22 protein-coding genes are annotated in these 20465 nt (G+C 64.0%); 17 read left to right on the forward strand and 5 right to left on the reverse strand.

What is annotated here, in order from left to right; all coding sequences use genetic code 11:
* The first annotated feature begins 14 nt into the window (after window positions 1-14).
* Complete coding sequence (locus tag FJW10_RS24090) at window positions 15-764, forward strand: SDR family oxidoreductase (protein WP_140901912.1); 750 nt, start codon at window positions 15-17, stop codon at window positions 762-764.
* Window positions 765-784: 20 nt separating this feature from the next.
* On the opposite strand, the gene FJW10_RS24095 is transcribed toward FJW10_RS24090, so the two are convergent.
* On the reverse strand, window positions 785-1546 hold the full coding sequence (locus FJW10_RS24095; protein WP_140901913.1) for an NAD(P)-binding domain-containing protein: 762 nt from the start codon (window positions 1544-1546) through the stop codon (window positions 785-787).
* Window positions 1547-1650: 104 nt separating this feature from the next.
* On the opposite strand from FJW10_RS24095, the gene FJW10_RS24100 reads away from it, so the two are divergent.
* The 12 genes from FJW10_RS24100 (at window position 1651) to FJW10_RS24155 (ending at window position 13327) form a co-directional block, all read left to right on the forward strand.
* Window positions 1651-2424, forward strand: coding sequence for a GntR family transcriptional regulator (locus FJW10_RS24100; protein WP_140901914.1), 774 nt, complete (start codon window positions 1651-1653; stop codon window positions 2422-2424).
* Between the two features lie 140 nt (window positions 2425-2564).
* Window positions 2565-3677, forward strand: a complete 1113-nt coding sequence (locus tag FJW10_RS24105; RefSeq protein ID WP_140901915.1) for a branched-chain amino acid ABC transporter substrate-binding protein — start codon at window positions 2565-2567, stop codon at window positions 3675-3677.
* 139 nt (window positions 3678-3816) lie between these two features.
* The gene (locus FJW10_RS24110) at window positions 3817-4767 is read left to right on the forward strand and encodes a branched-chain amino acid ABC transporter permease (protein WP_246674361.1); all 951 of its coding nucleotides are present in this window, start codon (window positions 3817-3819) and stop codon (window positions 4765-4767) included.
* Complete coding sequence (locus tag FJW10_RS24115) at window positions 4767-5762, forward strand: branched-chain amino acid ABC transporter permease (protein WP_140901916.1); 996 nt, start codon at window positions 4767-4769, stop codon at window positions 5760-5762. Before FJW10_RS24110 ends, FJW10_RS24115 begins: the two co-directional genes overlap by 1 nt.
* Window positions 5759-6589: an ABC transporter ATP-binding protein gene (locus FJW10_RS24120; protein WP_140901917.1), complete on the forward strand. Its 831-nt coding sequence runs from the start codon at window positions 5759-5761 to the stop codon at window positions 6587-6589. The genes FJW10_RS24115 and FJW10_RS24120 overlap by 4 nt, the downstream gene beginning before the upstream one ends.
* Window positions 6513-7262: an ABC transporter ATP-binding protein gene (locus FJW10_RS24125; RefSeq protein WP_140901918.1), complete on the forward strand. Its 750-nt coding sequence runs from the start codon at window positions 6513-6515 to the stop codon at window positions 7260-7262. The genes FJW10_RS24120 and FJW10_RS24125 overlap by 77 nt, the downstream gene beginning before the upstream one ends.
* A complete protein-coding gene (locus tag FJW10_RS24130; RefSeq protein ID WP_140901919.1) occupies window positions 7255-8544 on the forward strand; it encodes an FAD-dependent oxidoreductase in 1290 nt (429 codons plus the stop codon). Before FJW10_RS24125 ends, FJW10_RS24130 begins: the two co-directional genes overlap by 8 nt.
* 289 nt (window positions 8545-8833) lie before the next feature.
* Window positions 8834-10015 carry a substrate-binding protein gene (locus FJW10_RS24135; RefSeq protein ID WP_140901920.1) on the forward strand — a complete coding sequence of 394 codons (1182 nt, stop codon included), beginning with the start codon at window positions 8834-8836 and terminating at the stop codon, window positions 10013-10015.
* A 4-nt stretch (window positions 10016-10019) separates the two neighbouring features.
* Entirely contained in the window at window positions 10020-10778 is a 759-nt protein-coding gene (locus FJW10_RS24140; protein WP_210239823.1) for an ABC transporter ATP-binding protein, read from the forward strand.
* Window positions 10778-11485, forward strand: coding sequence for an ABC transporter ATP-binding protein (locus FJW10_RS24145; RefSeq protein WP_140901921.1), 708 nt, complete (start codon window positions 10778-10780; stop codon window positions 11483-11485). The genes FJW10_RS24140 and FJW10_RS24145 overlap by 1 nt, the downstream gene beginning before the upstream one ends.
* A gap of 7 nt (window positions 11486-11492) precedes the next feature.
* Complete coding sequence (locus tag FJW10_RS24150) at window positions 11493-12347, forward strand: branched-chain amino acid ABC transporter permease (RefSeq protein WP_140901922.1); 855 nt, start codon at window positions 11493-11495, stop codon at window positions 12345-12347.
* The gene (locus FJW10_RS24155) at window positions 12344-13327 is read left to right on the forward strand and encodes a branched-chain amino acid ABC transporter permease (RefSeq protein ID WP_140901923.1); all 984 of its coding nucleotides are present in this window, start codon (window positions 12344-12346) and stop codon (window positions 13325-13327) included. Before FJW10_RS24150 ends, FJW10_RS24155 begins: the two co-directional genes overlap by 4 nt.
* A 40-nt stretch (window positions 13328-13367) precedes the next feature.
* Here the strand turns inward: FJW10_RS24155 and FJW10_RS24160 are convergent, their stop codons facing one another.
* Complete coding sequence (locus tag FJW10_RS24160) at window positions 13368-14183, reverse strand: SDR family NAD(P)-dependent oxidoreductase (protein ID WP_140901924.1); 816 nt, start codon at window positions 14181-14183, stop codon at window positions 13368-13370.
* 79 nt (window positions 14184-14262) lie between these two features.
* Window positions 14263-15105, reverse strand: a complete 843-nt coding sequence (locus FJW10_RS24165) for an NAD(P)-dependent oxidoreductase (protein ID WP_140901925.1) — start codon at window positions 15103-15105, stop codon at window positions 14263-14265.
* 280 nt (window positions 15106-15385) lie between these two features.
* On the opposite strand from FJW10_RS24165, the gene FJW10_RS24170 reads away from it, so the two are divergent.
* The 3 genes from FJW10_RS24170 to FJW10_RS24180 all read left to right on the forward strand — a co-directional run bounded on the left by FJW10_RS24170 (window position 15386) and on the right by FJW10_RS24180 (window position 17921).
* The gene (locus FJW10_RS24170) at window positions 15386-16030 is read left to right on the forward strand and encodes an isochorismatase family cysteine hydrolase (protein ID WP_140835726.1); all 645 of its coding nucleotides are present in this window, start codon (window positions 15386-15388) and stop codon (window positions 16028-16030) included.
* A gap of 49 nt (window positions 16031-16079) precedes the next feature.
* Entirely contained in the window at window positions 16080-16616 is a 537-nt protein-coding gene (locus FJW10_RS24175) for a MarR family transcriptional regulator (RefSeq protein WP_140901926.1), read from the forward strand.
* Window positions 16617-16721: 105 nt separating this feature from the next.
* Window positions 16722-17921 (forward strand): amidohydrolase family protein, encoded by a 1200-nt coding sequence (locus FJW10_RS24180; RefSeq protein ID WP_140901927.1) that lies wholly within the window; start codon window positions 16722-16724, stop codon window positions 17919-17921.
* Window positions 17922-18043: 122 nt separating this feature from the next.
* On the opposite strand, the gene FJW10_RS24185 is transcribed toward FJW10_RS24180, so the two are convergent.
* Window positions 18044-18628 (reverse strand): amino acid synthesis family protein, encoded by a 585-nt coding sequence (locus FJW10_RS24185; RefSeq protein ID WP_140835729.1) that lies wholly within the window; start codon window positions 18626-18628, stop codon window positions 18044-18046.
* A complete protein-coding gene (locus FJW10_RS24190; RefSeq protein WP_140901928.1) occupies window positions 18625-19209 on the reverse strand; it encodes an amino acid synthesis family protein in 585 nt (194 codons plus the stop codon). The genes FJW10_RS24185 and FJW10_RS24190 overlap by 4 nt, the downstream gene beginning before the upstream one ends.
* 231 nt (window positions 19210-19440) lie before the next feature.
* On the opposite strand from FJW10_RS24190, the gene FJW10_RS24195 reads away from it, so the two are divergent.
* Complete coding sequence (locus FJW10_RS24195; RefSeq protein ID WP_140901929.1) at window positions 19441-20445, forward strand: BMP family ABC transporter substrate-binding protein; 1005 nt, start codon at window positions 19441-19443, stop codon at window positions 20443-20445.
* Window positions 20446-20465: the final 20 nt, after the last annotated feature.

The following is a 20465-nucleotide window of genomic DNA, read 5'->3' on the forward strand; positions in this document are numbered from 1 at the left end:
TTGGGAGAACGCGCATGGACTATCGCACCGCCCTCGTCACCGGAGCCTCCAAAGGCATCGGCGCGGCGATCGTTGAGAGCCTCGTGGCGGAAGGGCTGACGGTTTATGCGTTGGCGCGCAGCAACGACGCGCTGCTTGCCTTGCGGGAGCGGCTTGGGCCGCGGGTCAAGCCCGTTGCAACCGACGTTCGCGATGGCGAAACGATCATGTCCGCGCTGGGCGCCGCCGAAGTCGACGTTCTGGTCAACAATGCCGGTGGCCTGGCGACCGTCCGCCCCTTGCATGAACAAAGCGCCGAAGAGACGGCGGAGGTGGTGGAATTGAACCTCACCGCGCCGCTGCAACTCATCCGCCTTCTCCTGCCCGGCATGATCGCGCGCAAGCGCGGCCACATCTTCACCCTGACCAGCACGGCGGCGAGCGGTATCTTTGCCGGCACGACAGCCTATGGCGCGGCAAAGGCCGGCCTGTCGCAAGCGGGCCGCATCCTGCGCTTCGATCTTGCGGGCACCGGCGTGAGGCTGACAGAGATCGCGCCTGGACGCGTCGAGACGGATTTCTACCTCAATGCCTTTGACGGAGACCGTGAAGGCCTGCGCAAGCGCATGTATTGCGAGCAACGGCCGTTGTACCCGGCCGACGTTGCCGCCGCGCTTGTTTCAGCGTTGAGGATGCCTGACCATGTCGACATCACGGAATTGACCATCGCGCCGAGCGAACAGGCGACCGGGGGCCAGAAATACCCGCCGCCGCCGCTACGATGAACGGCCCGGCATCGCCGCTTCTATGTATCGGCAGGCCCGCCGGTCAGCTTCGCGAGAACCGCCATGCAGGCCTCCTCCCAGGCCGTCGGCACTTCGCGCGCCGAGAGAACCTGCAGTCCCCGCTCGGTGATCCCACCGGGCGTCACCAATTCCTGCAGCATCCGCTCCATCGGGTCTCCCTTTTCGGCGATCAGTCGCCCAGCCGCTACGAAGGTCCTTGCCGCCAGCCGGCGAGCCGCCGCGGGATCGAGGCCTTGGGCGCTCGACCATTCCGCCGTCCTGCGTATGAGGTCCTGTGCCCAGCCGTAGACCGCGGCACTGACCGTCGCGACCTCAAAATCCCTCTCGCTGGAAAGTGCTATCGAAGGGCCTAGCCGGTCCAGCACCGCCCTCGCCTGCTCCAGGTCGGGATAGTAGACTGTCGGACTGGCCCCGATCTCGGAAGCGGTGAGCGGCATGGCGCGAACGATACGCGCTGGCGCGACATCCAGACTGGCCAGCGGCACGCCGGCGCAAACCGATATTAGGGTCTGCCCCATGCGCCACGGCAAGCCTCTGACCGCCTCCGGCGCATGGATGGGCCGCACCGAGAGCAGGACGACATCGGAAACCTCAACGAGTTCCCGATTGTCGGCTGCGAGTCGAAAGCCGTGCTGGGCCGCAAGGGTCGCGGCCTTGCCGCGTGGAGACAGGACGATTGCCGCCGGATCCAACCCGGATCGCAGGAACCCGGTCAACATGGAAGCCGCCAGATGCCCGACGCCAAGAATGCCAACGATCATTTCCTTCTCCCCGAAGCGCCGCTTGCCATTCGTATGAACTTGCGAAAGAAAGGTGAGCCGCAAAGTGTCGACACGAACTGCAGACAAATCCGATTGGAACTTTCATGACCGAACGAGTTGAGGGCGACGCTGGCGGCGACCAGCCTGCTGTGAACGAGGCCGAAACGCGACGCAGCGCCGATAGCAGCGAACGTGCCTATCTCACGATCCGCAAGCATCTCGTCGAGTTCACGCTCAAGCCCGGCGAGCGCATCAATGAGGTCCAGCTTTCGCGCAGCCTGGGTGTTTCGCGCACGCCAATCCGCGAGGCGTTGAACCGGCTCGCCTCCGAGGGCTTCGTTTCGCTCACGCCCAATCGCGGCTTCTTCGTAAGAAGCCTCAGCACCGAGGGCCTGCTCGATCTCTATGAGCTGCGCTCCATCATCGAATGCGCCGCTTTCAAACTGATGTGCGAGCGCGCTGAAGACCGCGACATCGACCGGCTGCGAGAATATTGGGAGGCGATCGTCGACGGCTATCGAGACCAGCCGGCAGATATCATCCTGGCTGAGGACGAAGGCTTCCACCTGCTCATCGCCGAGCTCTCGGGAAATCCCGAACTCGTCGGCCAGCTCGCCTCCATCAATGCGCGCATCCGCTTCATCCGCCGTATCCAGATCGAGCACCCTTCCCACGACAAGGCGCAAGTCACCTTCCACTCGGGCATCGTCGCCGCCGCCGTCAAACGAGATGCCGAGGAAGGCATGAAACTGTTGCGCGAACATATCGAAATGACCGTCTCCGCCACGCAGCAGGCGCTCAAGGACGCGCTGCTCAAGGTTTTTGCGCCCGACAATGCCGCCGATTTAAAGCGTCGCCGAAAGGTCCGCGATACCTGATCGGTATCTGACCACAAGATTGAACGCAATAGTGTCGACACTTTCTTGACTGCCACTCCTTTGTCTGCTTCGATGCGCTGGCAAAGAGGGAGAAGACCGGAACGGCCGCCCTCACGTGACAGCAGCTAAGGGGAACCTTCATGAGAAAAATTACCGCCGCACTCCTTCTCGGCGCCTCACTCTTCGCGCTACCCGCCATGGCGGAGCAGATAACCGTCGGCATGGCCGCGCCGCTTTCCGGCCCGCAGGCGTATTTCGGCAACACCTGGCACAATGGCTTCAAGCTCTATGTCGACAAACTGAACGCGAATGGCGGCGTCAACGGCGTCACCATTGCCTACGACCAGCAGGACGATAAAGCCGACCCGCGCGAGGGAACGCTCGTCGCGCAGAAGTTCTGCGACAACGACAAGGTCGTGCTCGGGCTTGTGAATTTCAATTCCGGCGTTGCCCAGTCAACGCTGCCGATCTACGAGGACTGCTCGCTGCCGACCATGACCTTCGGCTCGAACCCGTCGCTGACCAAACAGGGGTACAAGTTCATGGTGCGCCCGGTCGCCAACGACTTGGCGGGCGCGCTGTTGCCAGCCGAATACGCCCTGGGCAAGCTTGGCGCGAAGACCGCCGTCATCGTCAACGACAAGCAGGTTTTCGGACAGGGGATTTCCGAGATATTCGCCAAGAATTTCGAAGCGGGCGGCGGCAAGGTCCTCGACACCTTGGCCGTGGCGCCGACCGACGTCGACTTCACCGCCGTGCTGGCCCAGATCAAGACCAAAAAGCCGGATGCGATCTATCTTGGCGCCGTGATGCCGCAGCTTGCGCTGTTCGCCAAGCAGATGCACGAACAGGGCATAACCGGGACGCTGATGGTGCCGGACGGCGGCTATACCCCGGACCTTATCAAGCAGGCCGGCGAGGCCAACGTCCAGGGTACGCTTGTCGCCATCCAGGTCCCGCCGATGGATGCCTCGCCCGAGATCGCGGATTTCGCCAAGCTCTATAAGGCCAAGTATGGCGAGGATGCCGGGCCATATTCGATCTACGGCTATGTGCAGGGCCAAATCCTCGAGCAGGTGCTCAAGACGACCAAGGGTCTTACGCGCGAGGACATGAACGCCGCACTGCATGTGGTCAAGGTCAAGACCGCGGTGGGCGAACTGGAGTTCGACGACACCGGCGAACTCAAAGTGGCCCCGTCCTACCTCTATAAGGTCGAGGGCTCGGACTTCAAACTCGCCGGCCAGAAATAGGCATGCGCTGGAGTCGCTCGCCTCGGCGGCGGTCTCCCTGTTTGCTTGCGGCCGCGCTCCACAGAAGTGCGGCCGTGTCGATTGTTCCTTTCCCCGGCTCCGCCAGGCGCGCGGAACCTAGTTCAAAGGATGCCGGCCCATGCTGGGAAGCCTCATCCAACAAACAGTCAATGCCCTGACGATCGGCTCGATCTACGCGCTGATCGCGCTGGGTTACACGATGGTCTACGGTGTGTTGCGCATGATCAATTTCGCCCATGGCGAAATGTTCATGCTCGGCGCCTATGTGGCGTTTCTGGTGCTCAGCATGCTGCTCGGCACTGTCGGCGTCGCCGGCGCGATCGCGCTCACCGCGGCCTTCGTCATCGCCATCTTCCTGGTGGGCGTCATCGGCGTCGGCATCGAAAGGGCCGCCTACAAGCCCTTGAGGAATTCCACCCGGCTTGCGCCGATGCTCTCCTCGCTCGGCGTATCGCTCTCGCTGGTCACCGGCATCCAGATCCTTGCCGGCCCACAGCCCGTCGCCTTCCCGAGCTTCTTTCCAGTCGTCCGATACCAGGTGCTTGGCGGCACTATCACCTCCATGCAGATCGGCATCCTGATCGCGGCCTTCGCGCTGATGTTCGGGCTGCAATTTCTCGTCAACCGCAGCCGCATCGGCATTATCGTCCGGGCCGTATCGGAAAGCCGCCCGACGGCCCAGCTCCTGGGCATAAACGTCAACGGCGCGATCTCGATGGTGTTCTTCGTCGGGCCGCTGCTGGGCGCGGCGGGAGGCATCCTCTACGCCAGCTATTACGGCATCATGACGCCGACCATGGGCGCCGTCATCGGGCTGAAGGCCTTCACCGCCGCGATCCTCGGCGGCATCGGCTCCATTCCCGGCGCCATGTTGGGCGCCTTCATCCTGGCCTTCGTCGAGGTTGGCGGCACGGCGCTGCTGCCCGTGATCACGCATGGCATGCTCGGCACCGAATACCGCGACGTGCTCTCCTTCGCGATCCTCATACTCGTGCTTCTGATCCGCCCCGCCGGCATACTGGGCGAGGCGGTGTCCGAGGAAAGCATCGTGTACAAGAGGGAGTTCTGATGTCCGTTGCCGAAACCCTCGCCGCAGCCAAGCCGCATTCGGGCCGGGCCATTTCATTCCTCGTTTTTGCTATTGCGATCGCACTGATCGTGGCGACGCCCTTCCTGCCCAACTACTATGTCCGCGTCATCAACAGCCTGCTGATCTACATTCTGCTCGGCATCGGGCTCAACATCGTGATCGGCTACACCGGCCTGCTCGATCTGGGCTTCGTCGCCTTCTACGCGGTGGGCGCATACAGCTACGCGCTACTTGCCAGCCCGCAACTCGACCTGCATTGGCCTTTCTTGGCGATACTCCTGGTCGCAGCCTGCCTCGGCGCGGTCACCGGCATACTGCTCGGCATACCGGTGCTCCGATTGCGCGGCGACTATCTCGCCATCGTCACGCTCGGTTTCGGCGAGATTATCCGCATCATCATCAACAATCTCGACTGGCTCACGGGCGGTCCCAAGGGGATACCGCGCCTCGACAAGGCCTCGATCCTCGGCATTCAAGTTGCCCGTCCGATCGATTTCTTCTGGCTGCTGCTCATCATCGTGCTCGTGGCCGGCGTGCTGGTCTGGCGTCTGGAGCGTTCCATCCTCGGCAAGGCCTGGGCCTCTATCCGCGAGGATCAGGACGCCGCGCGCGGCATCGGCATAAACACCACAAACGCCAAGCTTGCCGCCTTCGCCACGTCCGCGACGATCGGCTCGATCGCTGGAGCGATCTTCGCCGCCTCCCAGCGCTTCGTCAGCCCCGAGAGCTTCACGCTGCAGGAATCGGTGCTGATTGTGCTGATGATCGTGGTCGGCGGCATCGGCAACATTCTGGGCATCGTCGCGGGCGCGACGATCCTGATGCTCTTGCCGGAGGTGCTGCGCGAGTTCGCCGAATGGCGCATCCTCTTCCTCGGTCTTTTGATGATCGTCCTGATCATCGTGCGCCCGGCAGGCATCGTCCCGCGCAGCTTCGGGCCGGACAAGCTCATCCGGAGGCTTTTCGGCAAATGACCCTCGTCTTCGACAAGCTGCGGAAGCAATATGGGCAGGTCGTCGCCATCGACGACGTGACGACCTCCTTCGCCCCCGGGCTCATCCACGGCGTGATCGGACCGAATGGCGCCGGCAAGTCGACGCTCATCAACATGACCGCCGGCTCCTACAGCGTTTCCTCAGGATCGATCGTTCTCGACGGCAAGCGCCTCGACACGCTGAAGAAATACCAGATCGCGAATTCCAGAGTGGCCCGCACCTACCAGAACATCCGCCTCTTCGACCAGATGACGGTGCTCGAGAATCTGGAAGTGTGCTTCTATCCGGCCGATGTCGGCGGCACCTGGAAGGAAGTGGTGTGGCCGCCCTATGCATCGGCCAGACGTGAAAAGCGACACGAGAAATGCATGGACATCCTGCGTTTCTTCGACCTGCAGGGCTATGCGGGGGTTGACGCAGGAAGCCTTCCCTACGGTCGCCAGCGCATGCTGGAAATCGCCCGCGCCCTGGTGTGCGAACCGCGTGTGCTGCTGCTCGACGAACCAGCCGCTGGTCTCAACCACCACGAGACGGCGGAACTGACCGCAAAGCTAGCCGCCCAGCGCGTGCCCGACCGGATCACGATCGTCGTGGAGCACGACATGGATCTGGTCATGAAGCTTTGCGACAACATCATCGTCATGCATCACGGCAAGCTGCTCTTTCAGGGCACGCCCGCCGAGGTCCAGGCGAGCCCCGACGTCCAACTCGCCTATCTGGGAACCGCCAATGACATTGACGAAATCCGGGCCGCTGCTCAGGATCGCCGGGCTCAGCTCGGGATACGGGCGCGTCGGCGTTCTTGAAAACATCGACATCGAGGTCGATCCGAACGAGATCGTCGTCGTGCTCGGTCCGAACGGCGCGGGTAAGACGACGTTGCTCAATTCCATTTCCGGCGTCGCGCGGCCGAGCGCTGGCTCGATTACCTTCGAGGGCCGCGACATCACCGGCATGCGTCCGGAACAGGTCGTGCGCCTCGGCATCACCCACTGCCCGGAAGGCCGCCAAATCTTCCAGCGTCTGACGGTCGAGGAAAACCTTGTCGCCGCTCACATCCGCCGAGCGGGCAGGAGCTTTGAGACGTTGCGCGCCGAGGCGTTCGATCTCTTCCCGGTGCTCAAGGAGCGCCGCAACAGCATGGCGAGCCGCATGTCGGGCGGACAGCAGCAGATGCTGGCAATCGGCCGCGCGCTGATGGCCGAACCTAAGCTGCTGATGCTCGACGAGCCGTCCCTTGGCCTCGCCCCTAAGATCGTCCACCAGATATTCCGCATCATCCTGGACCTGTCGCGCAACGGCATCTCCATCCTGCTCGTCGAGCAGAACGTCCAGCTCGCGCTGGAATGCGGCGACTACGCCTATCTTCTGAACACAGGCAAGGTGAAGCTTCACGGGCCGGCACAGGAGATAGCCAAGCACTCCGCGCTCAGCGAGCATTACCTTGGCGGCGCCAACGAGACCATCCTTCATGTTTGAGGTCGACTGGAAGACGCCGCATCTGTGGCGAAAGACCGCGATGTCGCGACAGACGGCGCCTGCGCTCGAAGGCGACGTGAAAACCGACGTGCTGGTTGTCGGCGGCGGCTTCACCGGCATGGCCGCGGCGCTTGGCGCGCGCGACAGCGGGGTCGACGTCGTCCTGCTCGAAGGCAACGAGATCGGATCGGCCGCCTCCGGCCGCAACAACGGCCTTGTCATCTCGCATCATTCGAAGGCATCACCTTCGGAATTCGAGGCTGTCTACGGCAAGACCGTCGGCACGCGCTACAACCGCATGGTGGCGGATGCCGCCGGCGTCGCCTTCGGTCTGATGCAGCGCTTCAATATCGATGCCCATCAGGTTCAGGAAGGCTGGATCCAGCCCGCCCACACCGAGGCGACCCTTGCCCGCGCCCGTCATTTCCACGACGAGTGGAAAGCCTTCGGCGCGGACGTGTCCTGGCTTGATCGCGCAGAAGTCAGCGCTCGCATCGGCAGCCCCTATCTCGGCGGTTGGATGGTCCACAATTCGGGCCACGTCAATCCGTTCGCCATGACAATCGGTCTTGCGGCCGCCCTGGAACGCGAAGGCGTGACCATCCATGAGAACTCCCGAGCGACCAGGATCGAACGTCTACACGGCGGCTGGCGCGTCTTCACCGGATCGGGAAGCGTCAGTGCGCCTCAGGTGATCCTCGCGACCAACGCGCTGACCGGCGACATCTGGCCGGGTCTGAAGAAGACGCTGGTGCCCTTCAAGGTGTTCCAGGCAGCGACCGGTCCGCTGTCCGATGAATTGCGCACCAGAATTCTTGTCGGCAACCCAGCCGTATCCGACATGCGCCAGGACCTCCGATACTTCCATTACGACCGTGACAACCGGCTTGTCAGCGGGGGCACGCATACATTCTGGTTGAATGAGGCCGATCGCGGCCGCGCCAAGGTCTCGCGTATGCTCGGCAAGGCATTCCAGGCCTTCAGCGGCGAGCCCGAGATGATGGAGTACTGGCACGGCACCTTCGCGGTGGTGCCCGACCGCAGGCCTCGCCTCTATCGGTTGGCTCCGGGCCTCGTGTTCGGCGGCGTATATTCGGGGCGCGGCGTGGCGCTTTCGTTGTCGCTCGGCCAGGAGATCGGCCGGTGGGCGGCGGGCCGCCGCACCGACGAGCAGATGTCGTTGCCGGTGACTAGCATGAGGCCGATTCCGCTCCACCCGATCGCGGTGCAGGTCGCCAACCGGATACATGCCTGGAACCGCTTTCGGGACCGCCGCTTTTGATAACGGTTGGAGGATGGAAGGTGCTGGCCTTGCCTATCTGCCGCTCAGTCACCTTTCTCGGACGCTTTATCAGTCGATTCGCTCACGATGAGATCTGGCCACGTTGGCGCTCGACCATCGTTCCCGCGCGATTGACAGATTGTTAGATCACCCATAATCTCGTTTGAACACAAACAAACTGCCGGCCAATGGGGAGCCGGCACGAAGCGTCGCGGACCGTGTGGCGCGGACAGGAGACATAGCCGCCGGCTGGTTGGCGGGTGGGCATCCAGAATCGGGAGGAAACGACATGCATCCGAATTCGAAAATCTCGCGCCGCAAAGTGCTGTTGACCGGCGCTGCCGGTGCCCTGGCCGGCCTCGCCATGCCCCACGTCGCGCGCGCTGCCGACGATCCCATCAAGGTGGGCATCCTGCAACCCTTCTCTGGCGGCCTCGAGGTACTCGGCCAGCAGGGGTTTCAGGGCGCCGAAATGGCGCTTCTGGAGGCTAACGAGGCAGGGGGCGTGCTGAACGGTCGCATGTTCGAGATCGTCAAGGCGGACGACCGCACCGATCCCAAGACGGCGGTCGAGCGCACCAGCGAACTGATCCGCAGAGACAAGGTCACAGCCATCATCGGCCCTGTCACCAGCGCCAACCGCGACGCCATGCTGCCGACCATTGAGCGCTACAAGACGCCGCTGCTGTACGCCACCGACTATGAAGGCGGCGTGTGCAGTCCCTACGTCGCCTGTTACAGCGCGCTGCCGGCGCATTGGGTGAACCCGCTTGTGCCCTATGCGGTCGAGAACCTGGGTAACGCCTTCTACCTCATCGGCAGCGACTATGTCTGGCCGCAGAAGATGAACAAGGCCTTCCGTGAGGAGATCGAGAAGGCGAAGGCGAAGGTCGTCGGTGAGGAGTATACCCCTTGGGGCGCCAAGGACTACGCCGCCACGCTGCGCAAGGTCGAGAGCTCGGGCAGCGACGTGGTGGTCATCACCATCGTTGGCGCCGACGCCATCACCTTTGTCAAGCAGTTCGCCGCCGCCGGACTGCAGAGCAAGATCAAGATCATCTTCTTTGGCTTCAACGAGAATTACGTCGCCGGCCTCTCGCAGGCGGAATCGAACGGTATCGTCGCGCCATCGAACTTCATCGCCAATCTCGACAAGCCGGAAGCCAAGGCCTTCGTCGAGCGCTTCCATGCGCGCTACGGCGCGAATTCGGTGGTCTCCAACACCACCGACGCGCATTACACGCTCACCCGTTTCTTCATCGAGGGCATTAAGAAGGCGGGCTCCGACGACAGGCAGAAGATCCTGGCCTCGATGGTCGGGCAGTCGCTGATGTCCGGCAATGGCGAGGTGGATCTGCGCGCCTCAGACCGTCACGCCGACCTCAACGTGCTGATCGTCCAGGTCGACAATGGCCAGCTCAAGGTGCTCAAGGATCTCGGCCGCATCGTCGCGCCAAGCCAGTGCGGCTGACGCTGTGACCGAACCGAACGGCCCCATCCTGCAACTTGCGGGCATCACCAAGCGCTTTGGCGGGCTTGTCGTCCTCGACGGGCTCAACCTGACGCTGCCCAAGGGCGCCATGCAGTGCATCCTGGGGCCGAACGGCTGCGGCAAGACCACGCTCTTCAACGTCGTCACCGGCGAATTCCCACCCGATGGCGGCGAGGTCAGGCTCGGCGGACGCAACGTCGTCGGCCTGTCGCCGCATCGCATCTCGCGGCTCGGCGTGGCACGCAAGTTCCAGGTCCCGGGCGTCTATCCCGAACTCAGCGTCGCCGAGAACATCGAGATCCCGCTTGCCGCCGGAGCCGGCCGCTACGGTCCGCTTTCGCTGCTCGGCTACCGTCCCGACGCCGCCCGCCGCGACCGGCTCCTCGACCTTTGCGGCCTGGCCGGTAAGGCCGGCGAGAAGGTCGCAGAGATCGCCCACGGCGAGAAGCAGAGGCTGGAGATCGCCATGCTGGTTGCCCGCGACGCCGAGCTTATTTTGCTGGACGAGCCGACCGCCGGAATGTCCGGCGCCGAGACCAGCGCTGTGGCAAGCCTGATCCGGCGCCTGCGCGACGAGGAAGGCAAGTCGATCCTGGTCATCGAGCACGACATGAATTTCGTGCGCCAGCTCGAATGCCCGATCATCGTCATGGTCCGCGGCAAGGTCGTCGCCGAGGGCCGCTATGAAGAGGTCAGCCGCGACCCGCGCGTTATCGAGTCCTATCTCGGGAAACGTCATTGATGCTTACGGTCGAAGACCTCGTTGCCGGCTATCCATCCGGCGGCAGCGTGCTGAAGGGCGTTACCTTCGATATCGCCAAGGGCGAGGTTGTCGCCCTTCTCGGCCGCAACGGCATGGGCAAGACCACGCTGATGCGTACGCTTGCTGGTCAGCTTGCCACACAGGGCGGAAGCTTTCGCCTGGATGGCCGCGATCTCGGTGGTTCTCCATCCTACGCCATAGCCAACGCCGGCATCGGCTATGTTCCACAGGGACGCGAGATCTTCAGGGATTTCACCGTCGAGGAGAACCTGCTGATGGGCGTGCTCGGTAAGCGGCACCTGCCCAAGCGGCTGCCGGGCGACATATACGATTTCTTCCCCATCCTTGGTGAGCGGCGCAAGCAGAAGGCCGGCACCATGTCGGGCGGCCAGCAGCAGCAGCTTGCCATCATGCGCTGCCTCGTCGGCCAGCCCAAGCTGGTGCTGCTCGACGAGCCGTCCGAGGGCATCCAGCCTTCCATCGTTGACGAGATCGGCCGCACCTTGCGGACCATCGCCCGCTCCACCGGGCTGACCATCCTGGTGGTCGAGCAGAATCTCGATTTCGTCGAGGCCTTGGCAGGGCGCGCGCTGTTCATGGAAAACGGCGTCATCGCCGACCGCGCCGACCGTATCGGCGAACTGCGCGACAAGCCCGAACTCGTCCATCGCTACCTGTCAATCTGAGGTTGCCATGGAAGCGACAATCGCCCTTTTGCTCGACACCGCGAATTTTACTCTTGCCCTGCTGCTGGTGACGCTGGGGCTCGTCGTCATCTTCGGTTTGATGAACGTCATCAACATGGCCCATGGCGAGTTCTTCCTGATCGGCGCCTACGTCGTCGTCGCGGTCAGCAATGCCACGGGGTCGTTCTGGCTGGGCCTGTTGCTGGCGCCCGCGGCGCTGGCCGTCGTCGGCCTGCTGGTCGAATGGTTGATCATACGCCACATCTACCATCGCTTCATCGACACCATCCTTGCCACCTGGGGCCTATCCCTGGTGATCAAGCAAGGCGTCGTCGTGCTGTTCGGGCCGGGAGCCCAGAGCGTTCCGAATCCGCTTCCCGCTGCCGTGGATGTGCTGGGCGTCCACTATCCCGCCTACCGGCTCTTCATCATGGCGCTCTCGGCCGCGCTGGCGCTCGCCACCTACTATCTGTTCTTCAGGACAAAGCTTGGGCTGCAGATACGTGGCGTCATCGCCAACCGCGCGATGGCTGCCTCGCTGGGCATAAACACGCGGCGCATTGATCGTGCCACCTTCGCTGTCGGCTCGGCGCTGGCCGGTTTCGCCGGCGCGGTCATGGCGCCGATCATGAGCGTCGACCCGCAGATGGGCGTAGGCTTCCTCATTCCATCCTTCCTCTCGGTGCTGGTCGGCGGCGTCAACTCGCTGGTCGGCGCCCTCATCGGCTCCGGTGTGATCGGTGGCGCCACCACCCTCTTTTCCACAGGCATTTCGCAGGCCGACGCCCAAATCCTGGTGTTCCTGCTCGCCATGATCATTATCCGTTTCTTGCCCAACGGCATCACCGGAGGCCGCAAATGACCCGCCCCGCGCGTCTTGGCCTTGGCCTCACAATGCTCGCCTGGGCAGGACTCGCGCTAGCCCCGCTCGTGCTGGACGACTGGAATATCGGCCAGCTCACGCAGTACGTCACATACGGCATCTTCGCGCTCAGCCTCGGGCTGATCTGGGGACAGGCCGGCATATTGTGCTTCGGACAAGCCATCTTCTTCGGCGTCGGCGCCTATTCAATGGCGCTGGTGACGCTGGGCAAGCTATCCTGGCTAGGCGACAGCCAGTGGACGGGCATCGCGCTCGCCCTGCTGCTGCCCATGCTGGTCGCTGCCGTGCTCGGCTGGATACTGTTTCAGGGCCGCGCCCTGTCGGGCGCGCATCTTGCCATCGTCACGCTCTGCGCCGCTGTGGTGTGTGAGATCGCGGCGCGACGCTGGGAGTTCATCGGCGGCTTCAATGGCCTGTTCGGCGTGCCGCCGCTGTCGTGGCCAAACGGCGATCCACTATCCACCAACGCCACCTATTTCTTCATTGGCGGCGCGGCGCTCCTCGCCTATTTGTTGTCGTTGTGGATCGGGCGCTCGCCGCTGGGCACGGTGCTCGCGGGCATTCGCAACGACGAGCGCCGCACGCTGCATTTCGGCTACGACGTGCGGCTGCACAAAATCTTCGTGTTCACCGTCTCAGGGGCCATGGCCGGCCTCGCCGGTGGCCTGTTCACCACGCAGTTCGGATTCGTTTCGCCGCCGTTGGTCGGATTCGCCCTCTCTACCGAAGTATTGATCTGGGTGGCCGTCGGCGGGCGTTCCGTGCTGATGGGCGCGTTCCTCGGCGCGCTCGCCGTCCGCGGCACGGAGAACGCCATGTCGGCAAGCCTCGACCAGTACTGGCTGATCGCACTCGGCGCGTTGTTCATCGTCGTGGTCGTGGTGCTGCCACAGGGGCTGTTCGGCAAGCTGCTCGCGCTCGCGCCGCCCCGGAGACTGCACCAGGGCGGGGCGAAATAGGTCTGCCGCCAAACTCGCAAAGGCGGCCCGGCCGAGCGGTTCAGCGCGTGCGCCGCAGGTCCGGGAAGGCGGCGGCCTCGGGCGCATTGGCCCAACTTTGCAAGGTCTGTCCACCGTCGATCAGCCAGTCGACCCCGGTGACATGGCGGGCGTCGTCGGAAGCGAGGAAGGCGACCGCAGCCGCCACGTCCTCGGGCTGGCCGATGCGCCGGAGCGGAATGCGGTCGGCAAAGCGCTGCACGCCGGCCAGATATTGCGCCTTGTCGGCGGCCGGAACGCCCAGCGTGGTCTCGATGACGCCCGGGCAGATGGCGTTGACGCGGATGCCATACGGCGCCACGTCGAGCGCGGCGACACGCGTCAAGCCGACCACGCCGTGCTTGGTCGAGGCATAGCCAGCCCCGCCGGCAAGCACGTCCCATCCCGCCATCGACGAACCCATGTTGACGATCGAGCCTTCGACGCCGCCGGCAATCATCGCCTTCACCGAAGCCTTCAGCACCAGGAACATCGAACGCAGGTTGATGCGCACGATGTTGTCCCAGTCTTCGGTGGGCAATTCGTGGACTGGGGCCACCTTGCCCGAGATACCGGCGTTGTTGAACACCGCGTCCAGCCTGCCGAAGGCTTTTACGACCCTGGCTACTGCCTCGTTGGCCGCCGCCTCGTCGGACACGTCGGCGGTGATGGCAATGGCGCCGTTGCCGATCGACGAGGCGATGTCCTCGGCGCGCTTGGCGTCGAGGTCCACGATCGCGAGCTTGGCGCCCTCCTGGGCGAAACGGCGAGCCGCGGCGCTGCCGATGGCGCCACCACCACCGGTCAGCAGCACGGCCTTGTCGATAAAACGGGTCATCGTGTTTCCTCCTGTGTTATCAAGGCAATTCCAGGAAAGACGGAAGCGGCTCCCGTCCGGAATTGCGACAACCAAAGAACTAGTTGCTGCTGTAGGCGCGCCACGAATGGCGCGGCTCGAAGCCCAGCGTCTCGCGGGCATAGCTGTTGTCGATCACGGACGCGTAGCCTTCGAGCGGTTGCTTGACTGGAACGGATGGGAAGGCGCTCTTCAGCAAATCGGCCGTCAGCGTTTCCGAATAGGTGTCGGCGGCACTGATGAAGGTGCGCAGATGTTCCTCTCCTTGCCAGGCCAGGGCTTTGAGGAATGCGTCGGCCGCGTCGCGCGCGTCGAGATAACCCCACAGGTCCCAGCCGGCGTCCTGCGTGCGCCGGCGTGGTCCGACGGTCTGAAAGAAGCTTTCCGGCGTCTGGATCCAGGGCATGCGCAGGCTCACCGCCGAAAAAGCGCCTCGTCGCACCGCCGCCTCAACAACCTCCTCGCCCAGCCATTTCGACAGGCCGTAGGCGTCCTGCGCGCCGATCGGATGGTTCTGGTCTATCGGCAGGTAAGCGGGTGGCGTCAGCTTTTGCGCGAAGGGATAGCCGAGCACGGAAAAGGACGAGGCGTAGATGAAGCGCGCGGCCCCCGAAAGCGCGGCCGCCTCGACCACATTGTAGGCTGCCGCCATGTTTGTGCGGAACACTTCGGCGGCGGCCCTGCCGGTCGGGCGCGGAATAGCCGCGACATGAACGACGGCCTCGGCGTCGCGGACGATCTGCAGGACAAGGCCGAGATCGGTGAGGTCGGCGCTGACATGCCTCCAGCCGCCGCGCGCGGGCGGCGCAAGGTCCACGCCGAGCACGTCGTGGCCGGCGGCCACGAAAGCCTCCGCCACGTGGTGCCCCAGCAAACCGCTCGATCCCGTGACGATGACAGTCATGTCCTGCTCCTTTTCATGACCGGGCGGGGTCATGTCGCAAATATCGTTGATGGTCAAACAATCGGTCTCTCCAAACCACGCCGCTGTCAACGGCTTTTTCGGTGGTCGCGGTCGGCGAATCCGGCGTCGCGCCAACTCTTCGGTCCTTTGGAATTCCTGGATCGGTGTTTCCCACGCTCGTCATTCATCATGCCGGGGCAAAGCATCCGGAAGGATTGACTTCGGATCGTGCAGGGTTTTGTATGACCACCAACAATCAATGGTTGCCGGGAAATTTGCCATGTCCTTGGATACGTTTTCATCGCATCGACAGGAAGCTGGCGTCGCCATCGACTCCGGGCGCGCGGCGGTCGTCGTGGTCGACATGATCAACGATTTCTGCAAGCCGGGCGGCGCCATGGTGCTGCCGGGCTACGAGACGCTGGTCGGGCCACAGCTTGCCGTCATCGAGGCCGCACGGGCGTCCGGCGTGCCGGTCATCTGGGTGCATGACGTCCACCGAGTCAATGTGCGCCAGGATCGCGAATGGCTGAAACGCACGCCGCACTGCGTGGAAGGCACCTGGGGCGTCGAGATCATCGACGACCTCGGCGCGCGCGCCGACGAGATCCACGTCATCAAGCGTCGCTATTCCTCCTTCTTCCAGACCGATCTCGACCTGACGCTGAAGGATCTCAAGGTCGACCAGATTATCGTCTTCGGCGTGGTCACCAACATTTGCGTGCGTTCGACCGTTCACGACGCCTTCTTCAACGGCTACGAGGTCGTGGTGCCGAGCGACTGCTGCGCGGCCACCGGCCCGCGCGAGCAGGAGAGCTCGCTTTACGACATCGCCACCCATTTTGGCGTAGTCAGCGACTCGGCCAGCGTCGTGAGGGCTTTGCGGGAAGGCGTCTTCGTGGAAAACGCCAGCGTCGCAGCATGACCGCTCCGGTGCCGGCGACAACAGGCTTGCCAGGAGTTCAAGCATCCCAATGACGGTGATCGAACAAACGAAGCGGACCAAGCGCAAGGCCGCGCAGGACAAACGGCTGAGCCGCGAGGAGGCGCTCGCCCGCTATGCCGCGACCGGATACGATCTCGATCTGCACCCGGCCCACATCGTGCGCCGCGCCCATCAGCGGGCGACGCTCTGCTTCCAGCAGGAGATGGCCGGCGAGGACCTGTCCCCGACCCAGTTCGCGGCGCTGGCGACCGTGCTGCGTCACGGCGAGGTGTCCCAGAACCATCTCGGGCGGCTGACGGCGATGGATCCGTCCACCATCAGTCTCGTGGTGCGCAAGCTTTTGAAGCAGGGGCTCGTCAAGCGCAACGCTTCCAAGACCGACCAGCGGCTGGCCATCATCACGCTGACGGACGACGGCGTGCGCTACACGCTCGATCGCCTGGACCGCAGCGTCGAAGTGGGCCGGCAGCTTCTGGCGCCGCTCTCCAAGGCTGAGCAGGCCACGCTGTTGCAATTGCTCCAGCGCATCAGCCGTGACGACACAGGCGACACGGCGGCCAAATGACCTACTGATCCCAAACTCAGAACGCAGCAAAACAGCGGGCGTCGCTGGACCTTTCAGCGGCGGGATGTCCTCCCTTGTCCGCGCCGAACAGAAGGAATCTGCCTGATGTCCTCGGACTCCCAAGCCATGACCACTGCCGGGAAGACCGTCATCCGCAATATCGGCCTGATGCTGAGCGGCGATATCGCTCGCCCGGTCCTCGACGCCGACACCATTGTGGTCGTGGACGGCCGCATCGCCGCGGTCGGCAAGCAGGGCGGCGTCGAGACAAGTGAGGCGACGAAGATCATCGATGCGCAAGGCTGCGTCGTCACCCCCGGCCTGATCGACAACCACGTCCATCCCGTTGCCGGCGACTGGACCCCGCGCCAGAACCAGCTCGGCTGGATAGACTCGACGCTCCACGGCGGCGTCACCACCATCATCTCGGCCGGCGAGGCGCACTATCCCGGCCGCCCTCGCGACATCGTCGGCGTCAAGGCGCTCGGCATCGCCGCGCAGCGCAGCTTCTCGAATTTCCGGCCCAGCGGCATGAAAATCCTTGCCGGCGCTCCGGTGCTGGAGCCGGGCATGACCGAGAACGACTTCCGCGAACTCGCCGAGGCGGGCGTGACGCTGATCGGCGAGGTCGGGCTCGGCGGCGTGAAGGACGGCCCGACGGGCCGCCAGATGATCGCCTGGGCGCGCAAGTACGGCATGACCTCGATGACCCATACGGGCGGTCCTTCGATCCCCGGTTCGGGCCGCATCGGCGCCGAGGTGGTGCTCGAGGTGGATGCCGACGTCGTGGCGCATATCAATGGAGGCCCCACCGCCCTGCCCGACGACGAGATCCGCCGTATCTGTGAGGAAGGCGCCCGCGCACTCGAGATCGTCCACAACGGCAACCTGCGCACCGGCCTATTCGTGCTCGGCATCGCCAAGCAGCGCAACGAGCTCGACCGCGTCATCCTCGGCACCGACGGTCCCGCCGGCTCGGGCGTGCAGCCGCTCGGCATCCTGCGCACCATCTGCCACCTGGCGTCGCTGGGCGGGTTGCCCACGGAGGTGGTCTTCTGCTTTGCCACCGGCAACACAGCGCGCGTGCGCAACCTCACCGACCGCGGCGTCATCGAGGTGGGCCGTGCCGCCGACCTCGTCTTCATGGACCAGGCTGCCGGCGGCATCGGCAAGGATTTTCTGGAAAGCCTGGCGCTCGGCAACCTCCCTGGCATCGGCATGATCATGATCGATGGCGAAGTGCGCACCGCGCGCAGCCGGAACACGCCGCCTGCCATCCGCGTGCCCGAGATCGTCGCGGCCTGATCCGCGAGCTCTGCTCAAAGCAGGAAAAGCGGCCCTCAATGGCATTTGAGGGCCGCTTTCCTTTGGCTTGGTCCTATTGGGATCCGGCGGGAGCCGCCAGTCGCCGGCGGCGCCGGTTCGGTTCAGATCAGCCCGTCTTTGCCGACGACCCGTTCCTTGGTCAGCCCGCCGACGCGCGGATGCGGCCGGCCCGAATCTGTGACGGCGATCGCCACGACGATCTCGTCGTCGCGCGGCGCGTCCGGCACACGCACTTCCATGCCGTCGAAATGGCTGCGCACCTTGGCGGCATCCTTGTGGCCTAGCGGGATGTCCAGCGGCACGCCGAGCCCGCCCCGCTTCTTCGACGAGGGGATGAGCGCCGCGCCCGTGCCGAGCACGTCACGGAACGGCGCGCCGAGCTTCGGATGCAGGATGGCGGCGGCGTGTTCCAGCTCGCCATCGGCGCCGACGGCGGCGGCCTTGCCGAAGCTCTCGATCTGGTCGCCGGGAATGCCGAGCGCCGCCACGGCGCGCTTCGGCAGGATGTCGCCAAGCTCGGCGCCGATGTCGCTCAGCACGGACAGATCGTCCACATAGCGCCCGGCGAACGGGTTGCGAATGACGGCGACCGCCGCGGCGCGACGCGTCGGCGGATTGACCGGCTTGCCACCTTCCACGCGCGTTTCTTCGATGATGGTTACAATTCGACGGATCTCGACACTCATCTCAGGCCGTCCTCTCCCTTGATGTCCTTGGCTTCCAGCCCACCGGCGCGGGCATGCACGCGCGGCCCGGTCGTCATGGCCAGCACCAGCAGCAACTCGTTGGCACGGGGAGCGTCGTTGATGCCGACTTCGATAGCGTCGAAATGGCTGCGTACGTAGGAGGCATTGATATGCGTGACCGGAATGTCGATGCGCGTGCCTGGGCCGCCCACCTTCTTGGTCGACGGCACGATGGCCTTGGCGCCGCCTAGCAATTCGCGCATCGCGTAGCCGCCCGGGTTGTGCCAGAGCGCGCCGTGTTCGAGCTCGCCGCCGCTGCCGACGATGGCCCCCTTGCCGTAGCCTTCGATCTTCGAAGCATCGCTGCCGAGCGCCTTGAGCAAGCGCTCCGCCATCTCAAGCCCGAGCGGCTTGAGGTCGTCCATGAAATCGGTGATCTCTTCCACGTAACGCCCGGCGAACGGATTCTCGATCACCGCCAGCACCGCGGCGCGCTTGACCGGCTCGTCCCGCGCAGGTCCCCCTTCATGAAAAATCTCCTCGACCTGTACTACAAACTTCCTGACGATCGGCTTCGGCATCAGCTACTCCCGGCTACCACATCGCGAAATTGTTAGAGTATCAACAATTATCGATCTGACCGCTTTGTCAAGTCGTCTCGGTCCGTGGTTCGCAAACAACCGGGTCGGACATCGCACGGCACCAGATTGACAGGACATTAGACCACTCATAAGGTCATATGATCACCAACAAGTTTTCCGGCACCCCTTGCGGGGACGGCACTTGGGGCGACCTTCAACCAGGGGACTGCTATGAAAAACATCCTTTCGACGTGCATTATCGCCGGCGCGGCGCTCGCGGCCTCGGTCAGCCTTGCCTGCGCGGAAACCAAGGTGTCCGTGGCGGCCATCTCCGGCTACTTCGCCCAAGGCTTCGGCGTTTCCATCGTCAACGGCCTCAACAAGGCCAAGTCCGATTTCGGCATCGACCTCAAGCTGGTCGACACGGGCAACCGCGCGCTCGACTATGAGGAACAGTTCGCCAACCTGGCGAAGGACGGCAAGTACGACCTGATCTTCGTCATGGGCTGGGAACTCGTCGACGCGCTGCAGAAGGCGAGCGCGGCCTATCCGAACCAGCGCTTCGTCTTCATTGACGGCGTACTCGACAGCGACAAGATGATCTACGCCAACTTCGCCGAGGAGCAGGGCTCCTTCGTCGCCGGCGCGCTCGCCGGCATGATCGAGGCCAAGGGCAGCGCCTTCGACAAAATCGGCGACGGCAAGGCCATCGGTTTTGTCGGCGGCCGCGACATCCCGGTCATCCGCAACTTCCTCGGCGGCTATGAGCAGGGCGCGAAATACGCCGCTCCCGAGGTCACCGTGAAGCCCGTCTTCGCCGGCACCTTCGATGATCCGGCCAAGGGCAGCGAACTGACCCAGGCGCTCTACAATGAAGGCGCCGATATTGTCTACAACGTCGCCGGCCCGACGGGCGAAGGCGTCATGCAGGCCAGCGCCGCGGCCGACAAATACTCTATCGGCGTCGACATCGATATGTGCTCCTCGGCGCCCGGCAACGTGCTTGCCTCGATGCTCAAGCGCGGCGACATCGCCGTCTACAGCCTGATCAAGGATGAAGTCGAAGGCCACAAGCTGGCCGCCGGCACGCGCACCTTCGATCTCGCTTCGGGCGGCGTTGAGGTGAAGGTCTGCGACGACATAGCGCCGAATATCCCCGAGGAGATCAAGTCCAAGCTCGACGAGATCAAGAAGGGCATCGTCGAGGGCTCGATCAAGATTGCCAAGGCCAAGTAAGGTTTGAGCGTGGCCGGAGG

The sequence above is a fragment of the Mesorhizobium sp. B4-1-1 genome, assembly GCF_006439375.1.
Taxonomy (GTDB): domain Bacteria; phylum Pseudomonadota; class Alphaproteobacteria; order Rhizobiales; family Rhizobiaceae; genus Mesorhizobium.